This window comes from Ktedonobacter robiniae (genome assembly GCF_016587375.1).
Classification (GTDB): Bacteria; Chloroflexota; Ktedonobacteria; order Ktedonobacterales; family Ktedonobacteraceae; genus Ktedonobacter; species Ktedonobacter robiniae.
This window is the reverse complement of sequence record NZ_BNJG01000003.1, coordinates 705,670-724,387: the sequence shown is the minus strand read 5'-3', so window position 1 is coordinate 724,387 and position 18,718 is coordinate 705,670. Positions and strand designations below refer to the sequence as shown.

General features: G+C 52.5%; 17 protein-coding genes. 8 read left to right on the top strand and 9 right to left on the bottom strand.

The window, feature by feature from the left end:
• Positions 1-18: 18 nt before the first annotated feature.
• A complete protein-coding gene (locus JMJ04_RS35805) occupies positions 19-645 on the top strand; it encodes a hypothetical protein (protein ID WP_201375157.1) in 627 nt (208 codons plus the stop codon).
• 116 nt (positions 646-761) lie between these two features.
• On the top strand, positions 762-1,016 hold the full coding sequence (locus tag JMJ04_RS35800; protein ID WP_201375156.1) for a DUF2277 domain-containing protein: 255 nt from the start codon (positions 762-764) through the stop codon (positions 1,014-1,016).
• A 132-nt stretch (positions 1,017-1,148) separates the two neighbouring features.
• On the opposite strand, the gene JMJ04_RS35795 is transcribed toward JMJ04_RS35800, so the two are convergent.
• Genes JMJ04_RS35795 through JMJ04_RS35780 form a run of 4 tightly spaced genes read right to left on the bottom strand, consistent with a single transcriptional unit; the run spans position 1,149 to position 3,617 of the window.
• Positions 1,149-1,574, bottom strand: coding sequence for a RidA family protein (locus tag JMJ04_RS35795; protein WP_201375155.1), 426 nt, complete (start codon positions 1,572-1,574; stop codon positions 1,149-1,151).
• A gap of 59 nt (positions 1,575-1,633) precedes the next feature.
• Positions 1,634-2,266: a PhzF family phenazine biosynthesis protein gene (locus JMJ04_RS35790; RefSeq protein WP_236038977.1), complete on the bottom strand. Its 633-nt coding sequence runs from the start codon at positions 2,264-2,266 to the stop codon at positions 1,634-1,636.
• 23 nt (positions 2,267-2,289) lie between these two features.
• Positions 2,290-2,442 carry a PhzF family phenazine biosynthesis protein gene (locus JMJ04_RS35785; protein WP_201375154.1) on the bottom strand — a complete coding sequence of 51 codons (153 nt, stop codon included), beginning with the start codon at positions 2,440-2,442 and terminating at the stop codon, positions 2,290-2,292.
• Positions 2,412-3,617 carry an MFS transporter gene (locus tag JMJ04_RS35780; protein ID WP_201375153.1) on the bottom strand — a complete coding sequence of 402 codons (1,206 nt, stop codon included), beginning with the start codon at positions 3,615-3,617 and terminating at the stop codon, positions 2,412-2,414. Before JMJ04_RS35780 ends, JMJ04_RS35785 begins: the two co-directional genes overlap by 31 nt.
• A gap of 114 nt (positions 3,618-3,731) precedes the next feature.
• Between JMJ04_RS35780 and JMJ04_RS35775 the strand changes: the two genes are divergently transcribed.
• Positions 3,732-3,881: a hypothetical protein gene (locus JMJ04_RS35775; RefSeq protein WP_201375152.1), complete on the top strand. Its 150-nt coding sequence runs from the start codon at positions 3,732-3,734 to the stop codon at positions 3,879-3,881.
• 322 nt (positions 3,882-4,203) lie between these two features.
• On the opposite strand, the gene JMJ04_RS35770 is transcribed toward JMJ04_RS35775, so the two are convergent.
• From JMJ04_RS35770 to JMJ04_RS35750, 5 genes are all read right to left on the bottom strand, one after another.
• Complete coding sequence (locus tag JMJ04_RS35770) at positions 4,204-6,159, bottom strand: serine/threonine-protein kinase (RefSeq protein ID WP_201375151.1); 1,956 nt, start codon at positions 6,157-6,159, stop codon at positions 4,204-4,206.
• A 401-nt stretch (positions 6,160-6,560) separates the two neighbouring features.
• On the bottom strand, positions 6,561-7,427 hold the full coding sequence (locus JMJ04_RS35765) for an alpha/beta fold hydrolase (protein ID WP_201375150.1): 867 nt from the start codon (positions 7,425-7,427) through the stop codon (positions 6,561-6,563).
• A gap of 89 nt (positions 7,428-7,516) precedes the next feature.
• The gene (locus tag JMJ04_RS35760) at positions 7,517-8,338 is read right to left on the bottom strand and encodes an alpha/beta fold hydrolase (RefSeq protein WP_201375149.1); all 822 of its coding nucleotides are present in this window, start codon (positions 8,336-8,338) and stop codon (positions 7,517-7,519) included.
• Between the two features lie 459 nt (positions 8,339-8,797).
• Positions 8,798-10,750 carry a glycoside hydrolase family 30 protein gene (locus tag JMJ04_RS35755; RefSeq protein ID WP_201375148.1) on the bottom strand — a complete coding sequence of 651 codons (1,953 nt, stop codon included), beginning with the start codon at positions 10,748-10,750 and terminating at the stop codon, positions 8,798-8,800.
• Between the two features lie 367 nt (positions 10,751-11,117).
• Positions 11,118-12,191 carry an LLM class flavin-dependent oxidoreductase gene (locus JMJ04_RS35750; RefSeq protein WP_201375147.1) on the bottom strand — a complete coding sequence of 358 codons (1,074 nt, stop codon included), beginning with the start codon at positions 12,189-12,191 and terminating at the stop codon, positions 11,118-11,120.
• A 311-nt stretch (positions 12,192-12,502) separates the two neighbouring features.
• Here JMJ04_RS35750 and JMJ04_RS35745 point away from each other — a divergent pair, with 311 nt between their 5' ends.
• From JMJ04_RS35745 to hflX, 5 genes are all read left to right on the top strand, one after another.
• The gene (locus JMJ04_RS35745) at positions 12,503-13,666 is read left to right on the top strand and encodes a glycoside hydrolase family 172 protein (protein WP_201375146.1); all 1,164 of its coding nucleotides are present in this window, start codon (positions 12,503-12,505) and stop codon (positions 13,664-13,666) included.
• 322 nt (positions 13,667-13,988) lie between these two features.
• Positions 13,989-15,161, top strand: coding sequence for a Rieske 2Fe-2S domain-containing protein (locus tag JMJ04_RS35740; protein WP_201375145.1), 1,173 nt, complete (start codon positions 13,989-13,991; stop codon positions 15,159-15,161).
• A 305-nt stretch (positions 15,162-15,466) separates the two neighbouring features.
• Positions 15,467-16,750, top strand: a complete 1,284-nt coding sequence (locus JMJ04_RS35735) for a GAF domain-containing sensor histidine kinase (RefSeq protein ID WP_201375144.1) — start codon at positions 15,467-15,469, stop codon at positions 16,748-16,750.
• A 91-nt stretch (positions 16,751-16,841) separates the two neighbouring features.
• The gene (locus JMJ04_RS35730) at positions 16,842-17,162 is read left to right on the top strand and encodes a MazG nucleotide pyrophosphohydrolase domain-containing protein (protein WP_201375143.1); all 321 of its coding nucleotides are present in this window, start codon (positions 16,842-16,844) and stop codon (positions 17,160-17,162) included.
• A gap of 166 nt (positions 17,163-17,328) precedes the next feature.
• Positions 17,329-18,645, top strand: a complete 1,317-nt coding sequence (gene hflX / locus JMJ04_RS35725; RefSeq protein ID WP_201375142.1) for a GTPase HflX — start codon at positions 17,329-17,331, stop codon at positions 18,643-18,645.
• Positions 18,646-18,718 lie beyond the last annotated feature (73 nt).

Below are 18,718 nucleotides of genomic sequence, written 5' to 3'. Positions count from 1 at the left end.
AGTCAGGGGAAATAGTATATGATCAGTCAAATTGCAAATTTGATGTCTATTCCAATTGGCACTGTCTGTCTCATTATTTCTCTGAGAGCTTTTTATGTCTACCGGCTCTCTCGTAGTGATATGCTCTTTGTGTTGGGGCTTGCGATGGCCTCTATTTCTTTAGGTACGTTTGTCGGTACCATTGGCGATGCACATATCGGGGGCAACACGTTTGCGACGGATTGGACAAGGTCGTTTGGTGCGTGTGGTGGGGGTCTCTTTATCTTTCTAAGTTCTCTGGTGAAGTCTCATGACCAGATGCAGCAGCTCAAACGTTGGCAGGTAGTTGAGATGGCGCTCTTCCTTATTGTAGTGCTTTTAACGCCATTCTACCCACCGGTTCCCGGCCCTCAGATATCTCTGGCGCTCAATGCCTGCCGCATGATTATCTATACCTGCGCCTTCGTCCGGTATGCCACACTTTATGTGTCAAAATCTACCCGTTTTAGCTTGATCATGAGCCTTGGTTTTCTGGTATTGGTGATTGGCTATGCATTCAACATACCAGGCATACTTCAATCAAAACTCGCCTTTATGACGATTATCGCGGCATCGGTGCGTATCATTGCGTATGTGACTCTCTTAACAGCCTATTCTATAGGATGAGTGAAAAGAAAGAAAAAGGGGCTGGGGAAACCCCCTGGACCCCTTTTCCGATTTGGCTGCTGTTGGTGAGAATACCTATATAGTAGAGAATTGATCTGGGAAATGAGGGGAGACATATGTGTAGAAATATCAAGGCGCTCTTTAACTTTGAGCCGCCGGCGACTGAAGAAGAAATTCGCCAGGCGGCTTTACAATTTGTGCGTAAGGTTAGCGGTTACAATAAGCCATCGCAGGCCAATGAAGCCGCCTTCAATGCCGCCGTTGCTGAGATAGCAGTCATCACCAGTACGCTCCTTGATTCTTTGGAGACGCACACTTCACCAAAGAATCGCGAGGAAGAGGCTGCCAAAGCGCGCGCACGCCGTGCATAACCAATATTGGCGAGCGGAGGAAGTCCAGGTTTGCTTGAACACTCGAGGAAAGTCCAGGATACGGATAAAAATCTATCACTATGAGTGGTTTTTACCGTATCCTGGGCTTTCCTCTGTCAGGCTCCTTCAAGGCTACAAAGATGGTCTTTCGCTTCCATCAGAGGTATTTTCATCTTCCACCTTCGCGATACACTCAACTTCTACCAGCGCACCGAGCGGAAGCGCTTTGACCGCAATGGTCGAGCGCGCGGGATAAGGGAGATCGAAATAGTGGGCATACACGGCGTTCATGGCGGCAAAATCATCTATATTTGTGAGAAACACCGTCACCTTGACGATATGGCTCAAATCGCAATTGACTGTCCTCAGGACCGCTTTGAGGTTCTCGAAGATTTGCGTCGTCTGTTCCGCAATGTCGTTTCCAATTGGTGTGCCAGTGTGCGACCTCTGTCCAGTCTGCCCAGAAATGTACAGCAAGTCGCCAGCCCTGACGACATGAGAAAATGGACCAACGGGCGCTTCGATTTCTGAGCTGTTCAATCCTTCACGATTCATCATGTTCTCCGTTTCTCTGGATGTATCTTCCCTTTGAGAAAGAGCATCTGTGAGCAGAGCTATCAGTTTCTGTTCACAGATTCGCCCGGGAGGGAAAGCAGCCTTCCCTGGGCGATAAGCGAGACATCGCCGCCTACCAGTACCGCCTGGATAGCGTCAAGCTGTCCCTTAATACGAATGTGCATCTGGCTGGGTCTGCCGGTGAAACGTCCCTGGTGGAGCAGGAAATCCTGGTCTGATTGGACAAGGCCATGCTTTACCAGGTACGCACCAACTGTTCCGGCGGCGCTCCCTGTCGCGACATCCTCAAGTCGCCCATCGTTATTCCAGTGCCGGCCTTCCAGGGTTGGAACGTCGAGCACATAGGCGAACTGCGCGCCTGCCTTTGCCAGGAGCCCTTCAAAGGCGGGATGCACGATCCGGGCATGCGCCAGTCCCTGCCTGATAGGCACGATCAGATAGCGCAGCCCAGTGCTGATGACCTCCAGGGGGAGCTCAGCAGCAAGATTAGCTGGTGTCAGGTTCAGCGCCGCGAGCAGTTCGCCAGCCAGCCCCTGCTCTACCTTGCCGAAAAATGTTGGTTGACCCTGATCGAGGAGCGCGTGATAATGGTTTCCATCTTGCCTCGTCGTCACCTGTACGGTCTTTTGCGGGAGAATGAAACTCCAGGTGCGGGATTCCTCCGCGCTGTTCAGCTCATGCAGAACGCTAGCCGCACCTAAGTAATACGCTGCATTTGCTCGCGGCTCAACCCTTCGCTGGCCGGAAAGACAGTCAGACTGTTGCCCGTAAATGAGCGGGCGCTGAAGACATCAACGTGATAGTAAGCGAGGAATAGGGTCATTGTGAGACGGACATGCTGGCCGGACATGGTTCTTCCTTTCTTTTCAACTCTTTTTGCTGAGCTTTGTTCATCAGGTGCGAACTCCAGAACAGGACGCCCAGCGCAAGAAATTGGCAGATGCCGCCGACCCAACCGAGCGCAGTGAGAGAGGTGAAATGGATAAGCAATCCACCCAGTGCTGACCCGCCCGCGCTACTGAGGTAGATCACCGAGCTGTTGAGCGAGAGGATCACACCAGGTATTTCTGTGGTCAGTGCCAGCAGACGATGCTGCTGAGGAGGGATAGTCATTGAGTCAAAAACTCCCCAGATGAGGATGAGCGCGGCTGCTCCGGTGAACGAAGTGGCGACATAAGGGAATGCGCAGAGGATCAGTCCCAGGGCGAGCGAGGCCAAGACCAGCGTACGCATCGCTCCCCAACGGTCCGTGCTATATCCTGCCAGGGCATTTCCCACGATCCCCGCCAGGCCGAAGAGCAGGAACATTTTGCTGATTCCGACTCCGTCCAGGTGGGTGACTTGCTGCAAGATAGAGCTGAGATAGGTGTAGACGACAAAGTACCCCAGGACCCACGGAGCGGTGTTCAACAAGGTTACCAGCAACACTGGTCGGCGTAAGAGAGCCAGGCGGGCGCGCAGCCCAATTTTGGGCGGATTGGCAATGGTAGGGAAGAGCACGAGAATGCCAAGAAAGGCCAGTCCACTCAGGCAAGCAATGAACGCAAAGGTCATGTGCCAGCCCCATGCAGAACTAATAAAGATGCCCAGCGGTACCCCCAGGACCATCGCCAGCGTCAACCCTGCCATCGCCAGCGCTAGGGCCCGCCCGCGCTTTTCCTCAGGCGCGAAAGAGGCAGCAACTGAGGATGCGGTGGGGGTATAGAGAGCCGCACCTATGGCCGAGAGCATGCGCGTGACGAATAAGACAGCCAGGTTGGGGATAGCCGTAGCCAGCAGGTTCATCATGACCACCAGCAGGAGGCCGAATAACAATAAACGCTTGCGCGCGATATTGCCAGCTACAGCAGCCAGCACAGGCGCTCCCAGCGCATAGGTCAACGCGAAAACGGTTTCCAGTTGACCAACCAGGTCAATCGGCACGTGGAGCTCATGAGCGATCTCAGGTAAAATGCCGACCACCACAAAACCATTTGTTCCGAGCGCAAAACCACCGATAGCCAGCACCAGAATACGAAACCACATCTTTTTTTCCTTTTTTCTTGCGTACTTGCATTCTTGACAGGTTCACTTGCCATCCACTATAAAAGAATATGGTTCGGAAAAATAGGTCCAATTAAAGGGAGATTGGTATGAAAAATGGAGATTCAGCAGATTGCCCATCTCCTTGGCCCCTGGTCAACAGGCAAAGGGCCATTATATCGCCGTTTGACGGTTGCCCTTCAGACTCTCCGTTCTGGCGTGGTGATTTGTCCAGGAACGTTATTCTCGTTTGATGCTTCGCATTAGGCCTATGTCCGTTTGCCTTTTCTTCTCGACGAAGAGATACTTCAGGGGGGAATGAAGCGCCTGGCTCAAGCTTGGGAAGCCTATCTTCTCTAACAGCAGGATCTGTTGAAAATACGTATCAGTTCCTGTTCTCTCCTGTTCGTTGGTTCAGGGCAAAAACTGGTCAATTGCCCTGTGACCTCCGAGCGTTTCCAGATGGAGACTCGGGTGAAATTCAGACTGCTCCTAGCAAATGGCCCATTTTTGTACGAATCTTTGTACTATCCCAATTAGGAGGATGCATCAGGTTACAAAGGTTATCCACTTGCCATGGGTCGTGCCATCAGGGCGCGACCCATACCTGGATGGTGCCATCACTTCCACCAGAGGCGATGTGCTTGCCACTGGGCGACCAGGCCAGGACCTGTGTGGGGGCCGCATGAGAAAAGGTGAAGAGTCTGAGATTTGTCCTGGTATCCCACACCTCGACCTTTGCATCCTTACCGCCATAGGCGAAGCGTGCTCCATTGGGCGACCAGGCGACGACGGAGATGGGAGCGGCATAGCGATAACTGAGCACCTCCCGGTTGGTCGCCGTGTCCCACATCTGTACCATCCCATCGTCTCTGCCGCAGCCAACACGTGAGCTATTGAGGATACTCGCTGAAAAACTTGATCCAAGAGACAAAGATGAATAGACCCTTGGCGACCAGTCAACGCTTGTAACCCTTGCTGGATACCCTTGATGGTGCATAATGTTTGTTCCCGTGAACGCGTCCCAGATCTGTACCGAACGATCATCGCCACCGGAGACGATGCGGTAATCGCGTCCAGGGGCCGGCGAAGCCTCATCGGGGAACCAGGCCAGCATATTGACACTGCCAGCATGTCCTTGATAGATGGTAATGAGTCGACCCGTCATCGCATCCCACACATGTACTCTGCCGTCACTTGCGGCGGACGCGAGAAAGAATTGCCCAGGCGACCAGGCAATGGCATTGACGGTGTTCCCCAGATGTCCACGGTAGGAGGCGACCAGGCGATTAGTGGCGAAATCCCAGACCTGGATGTGTGCATTAGCCCCAACCATGGCAATGCGCGTACCATCAGGCGACCAGGCCACGAGATCGATGATATTGGATTGATCATTGTAAATATTAATCGTGGAACCTGTCATAGCATTCCAGATGTGGACTGTCTTCTCATGGCTGGCGGAAACAATGCGTGTACCATCGGGTGACCACGAGAGAGAGCGTACGCCCTGGAGATGCCCGCGATAATTGCAGAGAACCGTTCCTATAGGCTCGCCTGGTCTGGCAGGTCTCAGAGGAGGCAGGATGGAAGGAGGCGGGGGCGTCGTATTCTTTACCATGGCGGGAACGGGCTCCTCGAAAAAAGAGGGTGCCGCAACTGCCTGGCTCGTGCCACCCTCCAGACTTCCCTGCTCAGGAGCGAAAGCCCCATATTGGCTGCTAGGAGTGAGTGCCTGGTAGCGACTGGCTTGTTCCAGGGCGAGTGCAAACTCTCGTACACTGCGGAAGCGCTTCTCCGGGGACTTCTCCAGCACCTTCATGATGACCTGCTCGACGACAGGGGCAATGGTCGGTACCTTTTTGCGCAATGGGGGTGGCAGGGCAAGAAGGTGCTGTGAGAGCACTTCTGTTGGCGAACCATTGAATGGGCGTTCGCCGGTGATCCACTCGTACGTGATGATGCCCAAAGCATATTGATCACTGGCTGTTTGTGGCTTCCCTTGTAGTTGTTCCGGCGCCATGTATACCAGGGTTCCTGCTACATCCTCTACATTTCCGTCTTTAAATGTCTTTATCATCATCGCGATACCAAAGTCGCTCAGAAGGATTTCATTGCGTCTCCCCAGCAGCATATTCTCTGGTTTTACATCGCGGTGAATCAACTTTTCATCGTGGGCATATTGTAAGGCTTCGGCTATCTGTTTCACATAAGAAACCACAGTTGGCAGTGGGAGGGGGCTGCCGCTGGCGTGACGTTGACGAAGTGTGCCATTGGGCGCGTATTCCATGACGAGGAAGGGCGTATTGCCTTCTATACCAAAGTCCAGGACGCGCACGATATTTGGATGCACCAGGCGCGCGATGGTGCGAGCCTCGGTGCGGAACCAGTCGACCGGATCGCTTGTCAGTTGCGTATCGAGCACTTTGATTGCGGCCTGTGTGCCGAGATAGATGTGCTCTCCTAGATAAACCTGGGCAAAGGCTCCATCTCCTACAAGACGTGTGAGTTGGTAATTGCCGAGCTGCTGCCCAATATAATCAGTCATGCTACATGCGCTCCCTGGAAATACCTATAGCCTCCATTGCTCTTTACTACCAACGGTAGCATGTAAGCCATTTTAAGCTTATCTCAACTCTTTGCCAAGCCGGCCGTTTCCTCTTTGCGAGGTGGAAAAATTGCCCAGGTGTGTTGATCAGATACAGAATACACTTGTAAGAAGTGTACCCCAATTAAAGGAACGTTAGCAACAATCTTCGATCAAATAAAATAGTACTTTTAAGCGCTCTCAGTGAAGGAACGAGTATGTGCGAAGAGGTGAAAACTCCAGTTCGCTACAACCCACCTCGGCCACTTCGCACTGGCGCTTGATCTGCACGATGCTCTAGCCGTTGCGGGTAACGCACCGCCTTTTCATTGGTAAGTGCAGGACAATCCCTCATTCGAGGCTTATTCTGGTTTCCTTGTCGTGAGAAAGCGAATGATATGTTGAGCGATCACATCTCCATCTTCCTCGAGCGCAAAGTGACCAGTATCCAATAGATACACCTCACTTTGTGGTAGATCTTGTTTGAATGCCTCTGCGCCATCAGGTCCAAAGATAGGATCATTCTTACCCCACACGGCCAACAGCGGTGGTTGGTAGCGCCGGAAGTACTCATGCCATTGTGGATAGAGCGGCGGATTATTGCGATAGTCCTCAAAGAGCGCCAGTTGTATTTCTGCATTGCCTGGGCGATTGAGTCCCAACTGGTCAAACGTCCAGGCATCGGGGCTGATATGGTCTTTCTGGCGCACCCCATGAGTATATTGCCAGATGGTTGACTCCTGTGTTAACAAGTTTCGTATAGGTTTCTCTGTTTCGGCGTTGCGATTGGACCAGAACGGTCGCGCCGCGTCCCAAAAGGAGGTTAACCCCTCTTGATAGGCATTGCCGTTCTGACTGATAATGGCCTCAATCATCTCTGGATGCTTCACTGCCAGGCGAAATCCCACGGGAGCGCCATAATCCTGGACATAGATACTGAAGAAGGGAAGCTTGAGCGCACTTACAACCTTTTCTATCACTTCTTCCAGGTGATCGAACGTGTAGGTGAATTGCTCAATACTTGGACACTCGCTATACCCATACCCTGGATAATCTGGTGCCACGACATGGAAATGTTCGGCGAGTGCTGGAAGAAGGTTGCGAAACATGTGTGAGGACGAAGGAAATCCATGTAGCAAAATAAGTGTTTGCGCATGTTGTGTTCCTGCTTCACGATAAAATACATTGACACCATCAATTGGTATGTTTCGATAAGAGATGGTTGCCATCGATGTATCCCTTTCATAGATGGTGTGCAGAAAAAGAGTGTTACCTCCAGTATCCTTTTGTCCAGTTGGAAGCTGTCGTACCGCTACATCTAGGACTTGAGGAAGGAGAGCAGGTCAGTATTGAGTTGCTTCTTATGTGTGTTGGGAAGGCCATGAGGTGCTCCCGGATAGATCTTCAGGGTGGCATCTTTGACGATCTTTGAGGAGAGCCGAGCCGAGTCGTCAATGGGTACAATCTGATCATCGTCACCGTGAATGATCAGCGTTGGTACATTGAAGCGCTTGAGGTCTTCTGTGAGGTCTGTCTCGGAAAAAACTTTGATGCAGTCATGGGCACCTTTGAGGCCAGCCTGCATTGACCATAACCAGAACATATCTCGAATGCCTTGAGATACCTGGGACCCTGGTCTGTTCGCACCATAGAAGGAGGCGCTGAAATCCTTGTAGAATTGTGAGCGATCCTGAAGGATGGCAGCGCGGAGCTGGTCAAAGACCTCAATGGGCAGTCCACCCGGATTGGTTGCTGTCTTGAGCATGAGTGGGGGGATTGCATCTACGAGCACGGCCCTGCTGACGCGTGAGGTTCCATGACGACCAATGTAGCGAGCCACCTCTCCTCCGCCAGTTGAATGGCCGACCAGCGTCACGTTGGAGAGATCAAGCGTTTCAATGAGCACTGCGAGATCATCAGCGTAGGTATCCATGTCATTGCCTTCCCAGGGCTGACTGGATCGACCATGACCTCGACGGTCATGAGCAATTACTCGATAGCCGTTGGAAGCGATAAAGAGCAGTTGGTCGTCCCAGGCGTCGGCATTCAGTGGCCAGCCATGGCTGAAGGTAACAGGGGGTCCCGATCCCCAATCCTTGTAATAGATTGTTGTGCCGTCTTTTATGGTGAGCGTGCCCATGGTATACTCTGCTCCTTTCAGGGACAACTAATGCCACAATGTTGCGATTTGACCGCAGTATTGTGGTACAACGGCATTCATACCTCACTATGAAAGCGTCTTCCGAAGAGACTTTTTCGCCGCTTTTTCTCCTCGCCATGACTGCATCTGCATCCTTTTTTTCAATATATACTTGAGTTGCAATGGTGTTTGTGCCTGGAGTGAACCAAACGATCAGACCAAGGGTTGAGGAAGGGCGTGGACAGTGAAAAGAGAAGCGATAAAAAGGAGCTAAACAGATGAGCGGAAGGGTTCACTCCGACTCAAAATCTTGAAAATGGACGAGGGCATGCGTCTACATATAACGATCATCATATGTAGACGCATGCCCTGTGCCCTTTATGGGGATTTAGCAGCGTGGAATCACGCCGTTTTGTGTCTCTACTCTCTCAAGAGAGTTGGATAGAGCGAGTGCATATTTTATTCCTCTTCCTCATGCCATGTAAAGGTGACAGCCGCGCCAGCGGGCAGTATATACGAAAAGACTTTGTGACCTACTTGTACCTGGAAGGTTGTTGCTCCAGCACTACTCGCGTTATGGTTGTAGATAACCAGCACGCGCGTTCCATCCCGGTTAAGAAACGCGACGTTCTCAAGGTTACTACTGTTGGCGGTTGAGGCGATACGCCAGGAGCCAGGAGCGACAAATTTGCTGAAATGTCCCAGGCCATAATAGTCAGAATTCTTGGTCACGCTTCCATCCGCGGCAATTGAGATGACGCCCCGGCATGTACCACATGATCCAGCCGTATCCAGGTGCGGATTACCATTGGGATCAAGTGCCAGGCCCCAGCGTACAACCGTTTTTGCACCATGGGTCGTTGAGCCAATTCCCAGTTCCATGACATCCTGAAGGGTCGCGGCGAAGGTAGGATTACTGTTATTCTCCCACTGTCCTCCCGAACACTCGGTTTCGTAGATATCCTTCTGGCCATAGAACTGATCCTGCGCGCTCGGATCTCCACCATAGCAGTGGAATGCGATCCCATCCACGTACTTGCCAGCGGGACTATTCAGGATGGCGCTGGGATACTCTGGCGTGTCCCAGTTGTGGTCAAAGGCCAGAATTTTGGTCTGAACATGACTCTGCTGGAAGGCACTTGCCAGGTTCGTGATGAAGTCCGCTTCATTGCCAATGGTCGTGTCGTTGGCAGTCTGGCTGGTCGCGGGCAGGAGCATGGTTGGCATATAGTTGCCATTCTGTGGCTCGTTCTGTGGCGTGATCGCGTAGATTGGAATGCCCTCGCGCTCATAGGCCTTGATGAAGGCAACGAAGTACTGCGCATAGGCCTGGTAATACTTCGGGTTTAGATAGCCCTGGTTGATACTGGCGACGCCAGAGCCGCCATAGGAGAACTGGTTGAGCCCCGAACCCTGTACATTGTCATCGACAGTAGTAACGCCGCTCGCTGAGATAATATCGACGCGATCAGGGTTAATACCGTTCCAGTGCGCGCTGCTGTTCTGCTGACCAGTGACGCGAACCTTCAGTGTATGCTGGCCCGCGCTCAGGACCGGGCTGGTGTAGACCAGTGTGTTGCCAGCATTGGTGGGCGCGTAGAAGTCAACCATGGTCTCGGAACCTCCATCAATGGAGAAGGCGCCGATGCCATGGTCTGTGCCGACAACGCCATAGAACTTGATCTGTGTGCCGTTAAAGGTAATAGACACATAGTCATTGGGCGTATTATCCCAGCTATTGCTCCCATCATAGAAGCCCTGATTTCCCCCATCGCAGTTGGTGCAATGGCCCCAACTATTTCCGGGTAGCTTCATCCATGCGGGCGGCGACCAGGGAGTTGCCATAATTTTGAGCCGGGGATTAATGCGCAGGGCCTCTTTCAAGAGTGAGGTAATGTGATAGTGATCATCCTGCGCAATCGAGAAATGGCTGAGTGTGGGATCTGTCTGTCCCGCAGGCATATCATCGTAGGTGTACTCTCCTACCCAATTCTTGCTTGCATCCAGGGGTGGTGCCAGGTCAGATGATCCCATAGGCTGGCGCAAATAACTTAGCCCAATACCCTGGTGGGGATCGAAGAGTGTGCGCATCACCTGCTTCTGGTCAATATTGGATTGTGAGAGAACGACTGCCGACGATGCAGTCAGGGATGCGCCGAAACCGGTCATACTCTGGTATTTTTGCTCTGTGTTGACGGTGATCGTAGCGGTATTGGGGTCGGCGTGATTAGAGAAAGAAATAGCTGGTTGCTCTTTGAGCAGATTGCTCTGCTCAGGTGTTGTCAGCCAGGCACGCACATCCTGACTATCGGCGTATGCCCGCGAGGGATAACTCGCCGCGAGCGAGGCCACACTCAAAATAAACAGAACGATGATGAGTGGGGAAGCAATTTTCTGTGTCAAGCGAGACATAGCATCCTCCTTGAAGAACGTCTCCTGGGGAGTGAGAGAGAGCATCCGGGCATCTCTCGGTCATCTCTTTACTACAAAATAACATGGTTTTTACTGCTATATTGTTCTGGCGCACTACCTCCATAAAAAGAGTAATGTGTTTCGTATATAGAAAGAAAACACATCCGTTTTGCTATTGCGTTTATGGGAGGGTAGCTGAATAAATGTATTTTATCACCACGAATAGTATATTTCCATTTATGAATAAAGAAGGCCGGTCTGTTGCTTAACGTTTCGCGCCGCAGGCGCGCCAATACATAGGGAGTGTAGGCATGTATGGCAGGCATCCGCCTGCCATACATGCCTACACTCCCTATGTATTGATAGCTTAAGGACGGGTATTGACCAGGGGCGAAGCCGGGGTGGAGGGAGAGCCAGTCTCGCGCCGGATGACAGGGGCTACTTTGGTGCCGAAGAGCTCGATGGCATGCAGGATCTGGCGATGAGGCATCGCGCCAACACTCGCCTGCATAAGGAAGCGATGATGTCCAAAGATCGCATGCTGTGCGAGGATCTTGTCGATGACTTCCTCTGGGCTGCCAACTACCAGGGCGCCTCGCGGCGAGCAGGCCGAGTCGTATTCCCTCCGACCCATCCTGGGCCAGCGGCGCTCCACTGCCAGCTTGTTCATCATGGTGATATAGTATTGGGAGTGCTCATCTCTCGCCGCTTGCGAGGTATCGGCGATATAGCCATGCGAGTTGATGCCTACGGGCAAGGTGCTTGCGTCGTGTCCGGCGTGCTGGCTTGCGTCACGGTAGAGCTTGATGAGTGGTGCGAAACGTGCTGGTTCTCCTCCGATGATTGCCAGCGCCAGAGGCAGACCAAGAGTTCCCGCGCGCACCACTGAGGCAGGAGTGCCGCCAACGGCGACCCAGATCGGCAGAGGCTCTTGCAGAGGGCGTGGGTAGACGCCGAGTCCATCCAGGGCGGGACGGTGCTTTCCAGTCCAGGTGACATGCTCTTCCTGACGGAGGCGGAGCAGGAGATCAAGCTTCTCAGCAAAGAGCTCCTCGTAGTCATCGAGGTCATAGCCGAAGAGCGGGAACGATTCAATGAAAGAGCCGCGACCAGCCATGATCTCCGCGCGCCCACCTGAGAGCAGATCGAGCGTCGCAAAGCTCTGGAATACGCGAACAGGATCATCTGAACTCAAGACCGTGACTGCGCTTGTCAGGCGAATCTTCTTTGTGCGCTCAGCGGCGGCAGCCAGCACGACCGCGGGCGTCGAGACAGCGTATTCAGGGCGGTGGTGCTCGCCAACTCCGAATACGTCGAGTCCAACCTGGTCGGCCAGCTCAATCTCCTCAATAAGGTTGCGTAAGCGTTGTGCCGGGCTTATCTTCTCCTCTGTTTGGGAGGTCGACGCAATATCGGCGAATGTATAGAAACCTAGTTCCATCAGAGCTCCTTGTGGGGCGATGCGTAGCGGATAACGCGCATAGTCCAGAATCTGTTAGCAGCATGCAGCCAGGTGATTAGCATTTCCTTCTTTGCTAACTATTTGTTTGTTACTTACTAATAATAGTATACACCCGAAGGATCGTTGCGTCAAGCTTGTTTGGCTGTAGCATCTGCAGCGTTCAGGGTAGTGAGCCGAGACCTTAAAAGGACTCTGGCTTTGTATATGTTAGTGTCTATGGTTTATTTGTATCGTTGTATGTGGGCATGCGATACTTGTCTGTAGACACATCAAAGGAAGGATGTAGAGGTATGACAGATCATATTCAGTTTAATGGGCTTGGTATGGGGCTAGGCAATCTTTCCCGGCTCTCCAAAGCCAAAACGCGCTCAATCAGCGCCGAGAACTTCACTGGAGAGAAGGGCAAGGGGGGAATGGCGACCGAGGGAACGGGAGCTGCCAGTGCGCGTGATCTGGGTCAGGGATGGAAGATATCACCCTCAATTGCTATCCCGCCACGGAGCAGCGTGACGCTGGCTGAGATTGAGGGGCCAGGAGCCATCCAGCATATGTGGATGACAACCTTTCCGGGGAACTGGCGTAGCCTGGTCTTGCGCGCTTATTGGGATGGCGAGGAGAATCCCTCTATCGAGACTCCTTATGGCGACTTCTTTGCCAGTGGTTGGTGCGAACCTTGCCAGATTAACTCACTGCCTCTTGCGGTAAACTCTTCGGGTGGCATGAACTCCTACTGGGAGATGCCTTTTCGTGCGTCAGCGCGGATTACGCTTGAGAACCTGAGTGACAGGGAGGTCGTTCTTTACTACCAGATCACTTATACCCTGACTGAGGTTCCCGAGGATGCAGCCTATTTTCATGCGCAATGGCGGAGAAGCAATCCTCTATCTTATAAGGAAGTGCATACGTTGCTGGACAACGTTCGGGGAATGGGTCACTATGTTGGCACCTATATTGCCTGGCAGAGCAATAATGCTGGCTGGTGGGGTGAAGGGGAGATGAAATTCTACCTGGATGGCGATAAGGATTTTCCTACTATCTGTGGAACAGGAACGGAAGACTACTTTGGTGGGGCCTGGTGTTTCCTACGCCCCAGAAATGACTACTTGGTCTTCGATGGAGAGACACTGGGGCGCAGCTTTTTGGAATCGAAAGTAGACGCGCGCTCGACGGAGTATGGCACATATTCTACGCCTTTCCAGGGCCTGCCCCAGGTCATACAGCCAGATGGTGTCTATCGTAGTCAGCAACGGTTTGGCATGTACCGCTGGCATATTATGGATCCCATTCGCTTTGAAGAGGATCTGCGTGTAACAATTCAGGGCTTAAGCTGGCGTCGTGGCGGGCGTTACTTGCCGCTACAGGATGATATTGCCTCAGTAGCCTATTGGTATCAAACGGAGCCGCATATGCCTCATCCCACTCTCCCCGAAAGCGACGCTTTAGAAGTCATTTAACCCGATGTGTAACTTCTGTACTTGACTTCTCGCGCCTGCGGCGCTCGTCCTGGTATGAGGGGTGGTGTGTGCTAGCAGAGCTAGCACACACCACCCCTCATACCATACCTCCTGAGTCTGGTGGCGTGGAGGCCTGAAAGGAAGCAACCAAAGAGGGCTATATGGCTTCCCTATGTGGATATTCTCATAGTATTCTCATTTTTGGCTTATATAGTGAGGGATAATTGTGGTCCCTTTTAAACAAGCAAGAAAACTTAGCTTGCGGAACTGTTGTTTACCCTTTCATAAGATCCTGATGTCTTAACTGATCGGAGTCTGTTTGATGAAATCGGCACATACATCATCATCTATAGCTGATAAATCTACGCTTCATATGTCTACCAGCCGGTCCGATTCCCCTGCGCTGTCAGATGATAGGCCTTCACCCATTCGTGGGTGGATGCTTTTCCCTCAACGTTTGTTTCTAGGGGCGACCTTTGTGTATGCTGGTGTGCAAAAGCTCATGGATCCCCAGTTTTTTCACAAGGGGACGCCGGGTTATATTGGTAATCAAATTATCGGTTTTGCGCAGGGCTCGCCGCTGCATTTTCTCCTGGTCAAAGTGGTAGTTTCGCATGCCGTATTATTTGGCTGGGCGATCGCTTTAGGCGAGCTGGCTATTGGCCTGGGTACGCTGGTGGGATTATTCTTCCGTCCTGCGTCTTTCTTCGGAATAGTCTTGAGCATTCTGTTCTTATTAACGGCAAGCTGGCATGTCTACCCCTACTTTTACGGCGCGGACATCGTCTTTGCCTGGAGCTGGCTGACACTTTTTCTTGTGGGACCGGTTGGCACGGGACTCCCCACCTTTGATGGTTGGCTGCAACGTGTGTTTTTCCCTCAAGGTGCAACCAGGCGAGGTCTGATTGTGCTTACTCTGGGTGTCCTGATCCTTGGCATGAACACCTGGCGTGCGGCAGAGCCAGAGACGGTTCGCAGAGGATCACAGCGGCGTTTTTCGGCATCGCAGCAGCAGCGTGAGAAGCGGCGTACCTTTCTGCAGGGCTTGGCTGTGGGGGGCGTAAGTATGGCTGGCCTGGCGTTTCTGGGTTCGGTGCTGCATGTTTTTGGTAGACCAGACACAACGACCGCGAGTGGTGCTGCGAGTAGTGGTGGAACTGCTGGCGCGGGAAAGGCTGCTTCTGGTACGTCCATAGCCCAGGTCAAGGCGGTGCCTGTCAATAGCGCCGTGAATTTTACTATCCCAAGCACTGGTGATCCTGGTGTACTCATTCACCTGTCAGAGGAGCAATTTGTGGCCTTCGATGCGACTTGTACGCATGCAGGTTGTGAGGTGGGTTACGATCCGGACAGCAAACTGCTGATTTGTCCATGTCATGGGGCGCAGTTTGACCCAGCCCACCAGGCCGCAGTCATGCAGGGACCTGCCCAACTGCCGCTAACAGCCGTCAAGATCCATGTTGATGCAGTAAGCGGCGCTATTATTCTCGATTAGACGGTGCCAGCAGATAAAATCGCCCAGAAGTAAGAACCACCAAATTGGGGGAAGCTTACAGCAGTGAACCTATCAACTGCAAAGGGGAAGAGAGGATGTGTTCCTGCAACTGTTGTCGATGAAGGAACGTGCTTTAAGGAGAACAAGGGACGAATATGGATGCTCATACACGTGTAGGTTTGGGCTCCCTTCGCGTGCTTCTCTTTTCGGTTTCCGCTCACGTTCTTTGCACTCGGTTGTCTGCGAAAGCTGTCGCATGGAGAGAATGAACATTACTCTGTAGAGGAGGAGAAAGGGATACAGAAGTGAAATCTTCTTTTGACAAAGAAGAGACAAATCAGCGTCAGGAACAGCAGTTGGCCGCCCTTGAAGGACTGCTGGAACTGCCAGCGACCAACGTCAAAGTGACCCTCAATCAAGCAACATCCCTCATTGCAGAAGTCCTCTCTGCTGATAAGGTGGATATCTTCTTCCATGATCCGACCAACGAGACGCTTGTGGCTTTTGGGACCAGCGATACCCCGATGGGGAGGAAACAGCGTTCCATCGGAATGGATCGCTTGCCCTTGGCTAATGGGGGGCGCACCGTCGAGGTCTTTCTTACTGGCACCCCTTTTATCGCCTATCATACCGACCAGGACCCTGAGGAACTCGTGGGGTTGAAGATCGGGCTCGGCGTGAAGTCGCAGATCGCGACGGTCTTTGAGGTGGAGACGCTTCGCCGGGGCGTATTGTTAGTGGTATCCAGTCGTCCCGAGTTCTTCTCAGAGCAGGACCTGCGCTTTCTGGAAGCCATCGCCCGCTGGATCGGCATTGTGATCCATCGAGCCGAACTCACCGAACGGTTGAAACACGAGGCAGTGGAGCAAGGCCGACGCCTGGCGGCTGAGGAGTTGCTCACGATCATGGCTCACGACTTACGCAATTATCTCACGCCCCTCAAAGGGCGCATTGAACTACTGCAACGGCGGGCGCAGCGAGAGGGGCGCGAGCAAGATCTTCGTGACGTCAGTGCCGTGAACCACACCCTGGGCCTACTTGAGCGGGTGATTTCCGATCTGCTCGATGTAGCACGGCTCAATCAAGGGATATTTGCCATCACTGCATGCTCGATGGATCTCGTGGCTCTGATAAAGGACGTGGTTCGTGCTTTCGACTCGCCAGAAACGCCAATCCATATCCACGCGCCTGCGAAGGTCATCCTTTCTGCAGACGCGGATCGACTGCGTCAACTGCTTGAGAATGTGCTCGCCAATGCGGTGAAATACGCGCCGAAACAGACCCCCATCACCGTGGAGATGCACATCGAGCGACGGATGGATGGACCGTGGGTAGTCTTGACAGTCTGCAACCAAGGACCAGGTCTCCCCGCTGATCTGCAGGCGACGCTCTTTCATCCCTTCGTGGCAGGCTCGCAGTCGGCCGGATTGGGTTTGGGACTCTACCTGGCAAACAAGATTGCCACTGCCCATGATGGGACGCTCACCATTGGCTCCCCAACAGGCCAGGAGGTGCAGGTCACCCTGGCCTTACCAGCGGAGGAGGATGAGCTCATCGTGGACAATCAGGAGGGATCTGATCCGCTATAATACGAGGAGAAAGAGAGAAGCGCGACACTAGGAAATGACATTGGCATGTTTCCATACAGCGATGTAAACTATTTTTATGGAGAGTGATTTTATGGCACAATTGCCCGAAAGACCCACATTGAGTGATCTGCAAAACTACGTTGCCGCTGTCTGCCAGGAGCGTGGCTGGACAAAGGATAGTCCATCGGAGAAATTTGTGTTGTTTATCGAGGAAGTTGGTGAACTTGCTAAGGCCATGCGCAAGGTGGCAGGGTTGTACGAAGAGAAGGCAAAGCAGCGCGATATCGAACTGGAAGAGGAGTTCGCCGATGTCCTGAGCTATATACTGGACCTGGCAAATACCTTTAATATTGACCTGGAGAAAGCTTTCAGGGCGAAGGAGCAGGTCAACGAGACCAGAGTCTGGGAGTAGCGCCTGCTCATAGAGAGTATAAGATGCGCCGTGGTAGTCTGTGGCTACCACGGCGCATCTTATACTCTCTACCAGGCTCTTTATGGAACTCCTCTCTTGTCCTCGGCGTGATGTTTCTATGATTTGTGTTGTCATAGAACTTTGATGGTAGAGAGGGAAAGAAGAGATGTCGCAACGAGAAGATACGCAAACTACAGGCGGAGGAAATGAGCGTGCGTTTCTTATAGCTGTTGATACAGGCAATGGAGCGCAGCTCTTGAGTGTTGAAGATTCTTTGCAAGAGCTGGCAACGTTGGCGCAAACGGCTGGTGCCGAACCTGTGGGTATGATGACGCAGAAATTGGAGCATCCTGATTCGGCTACCTATATAGGAAAGGGCAAGCTTGAGGAACTCAAGGCCTTAGAGGGGCAGTTGGCATTCGATGTTGTTGTGGTCGACGATGAGCTTCGTCCGGCCCAGCAGCATAACCTGGAAGATCAATTGCATGCCCGTGTGATTGATCGAACAGAACTCATCCTGGATATCTTCGCGCAGCATGCGCGCACACGCGAGGGCTTGCTCCAGGTCGAGCTGGCACAGTTGGCCTATCGCTTACCACGCCTGAGTGAGCATGCTATCAACTTCTCTCGTGTAGGTGGTGGAACGTTGGGGGGCGCGATAGGTGTGCGTGGCCCTGGTGAAACAAAGCTGGAGATAGATCGGCGCCGTATTAGACGGCGTATGAGTGAGATCAAACGTGAAATTGAAGCGGTCCGTCAGCATCGCCAGGTGAGCCGTCAGCAGCGCGCTTCACACGCGCTTCCGGTCGTCGCTGTGATTGGTTATACCAACGCGGGGAAATCAACCCTTTTTAATGCTCTGACCGCCGCGAATGTGCTCGTCGAGGATAAGCTCTTCGCGACGCTCGATCCGACAACGCGTCAGTTGACGTTGCCAAACAACCAGGAGGCCTTGCTTACTGATACCGTTGGTTTCATCCAGAAATTGCCTACAGACCTGGTCACAGCCTTCCGCGCCACGCTCGAAGAGGTAACGGATGCCGATCTCTTGCTAGAAGTTGTTGATATCAGCCATCCTAATATGCATGAGCAGTATGAGGAGGTGCTGCGTACACTCAAAGATTTGCATGCCGAGCATTTACCACGCATCACGGCTTTGAATAAAATAGACTTGCTAGGGAAAACACCGCAGGTTGATACGTCATTTTTCCCTGATGCGGTAGTTATCTCGGCTTTACATCGACAAGGATTGGATACGTTATGCGAGAAGATGTCCCAGGTGCTGGCGGTAAATATGGTGCCTATATGTGCAACTGTGCCATATAGTAAAGGTGAACTGGTAGATCTCTTCCATCGTAGGGGCCATATTGAGTATGAGCAGCATGAGGAAGAAGGGACGCTGGTTGTGGGGCGTCTTCCATACAGCCTGCGTGGACAATATCTGCCCTACCTTTGCGCGATTCCTGCTCATGTCCATGTGTAGTGGTGCAGTCGCTCAATACAATTGTAGGGGCCATGCTTGCATGGCCTTGTCTTCGTGACAGCGAGAGGAGTCC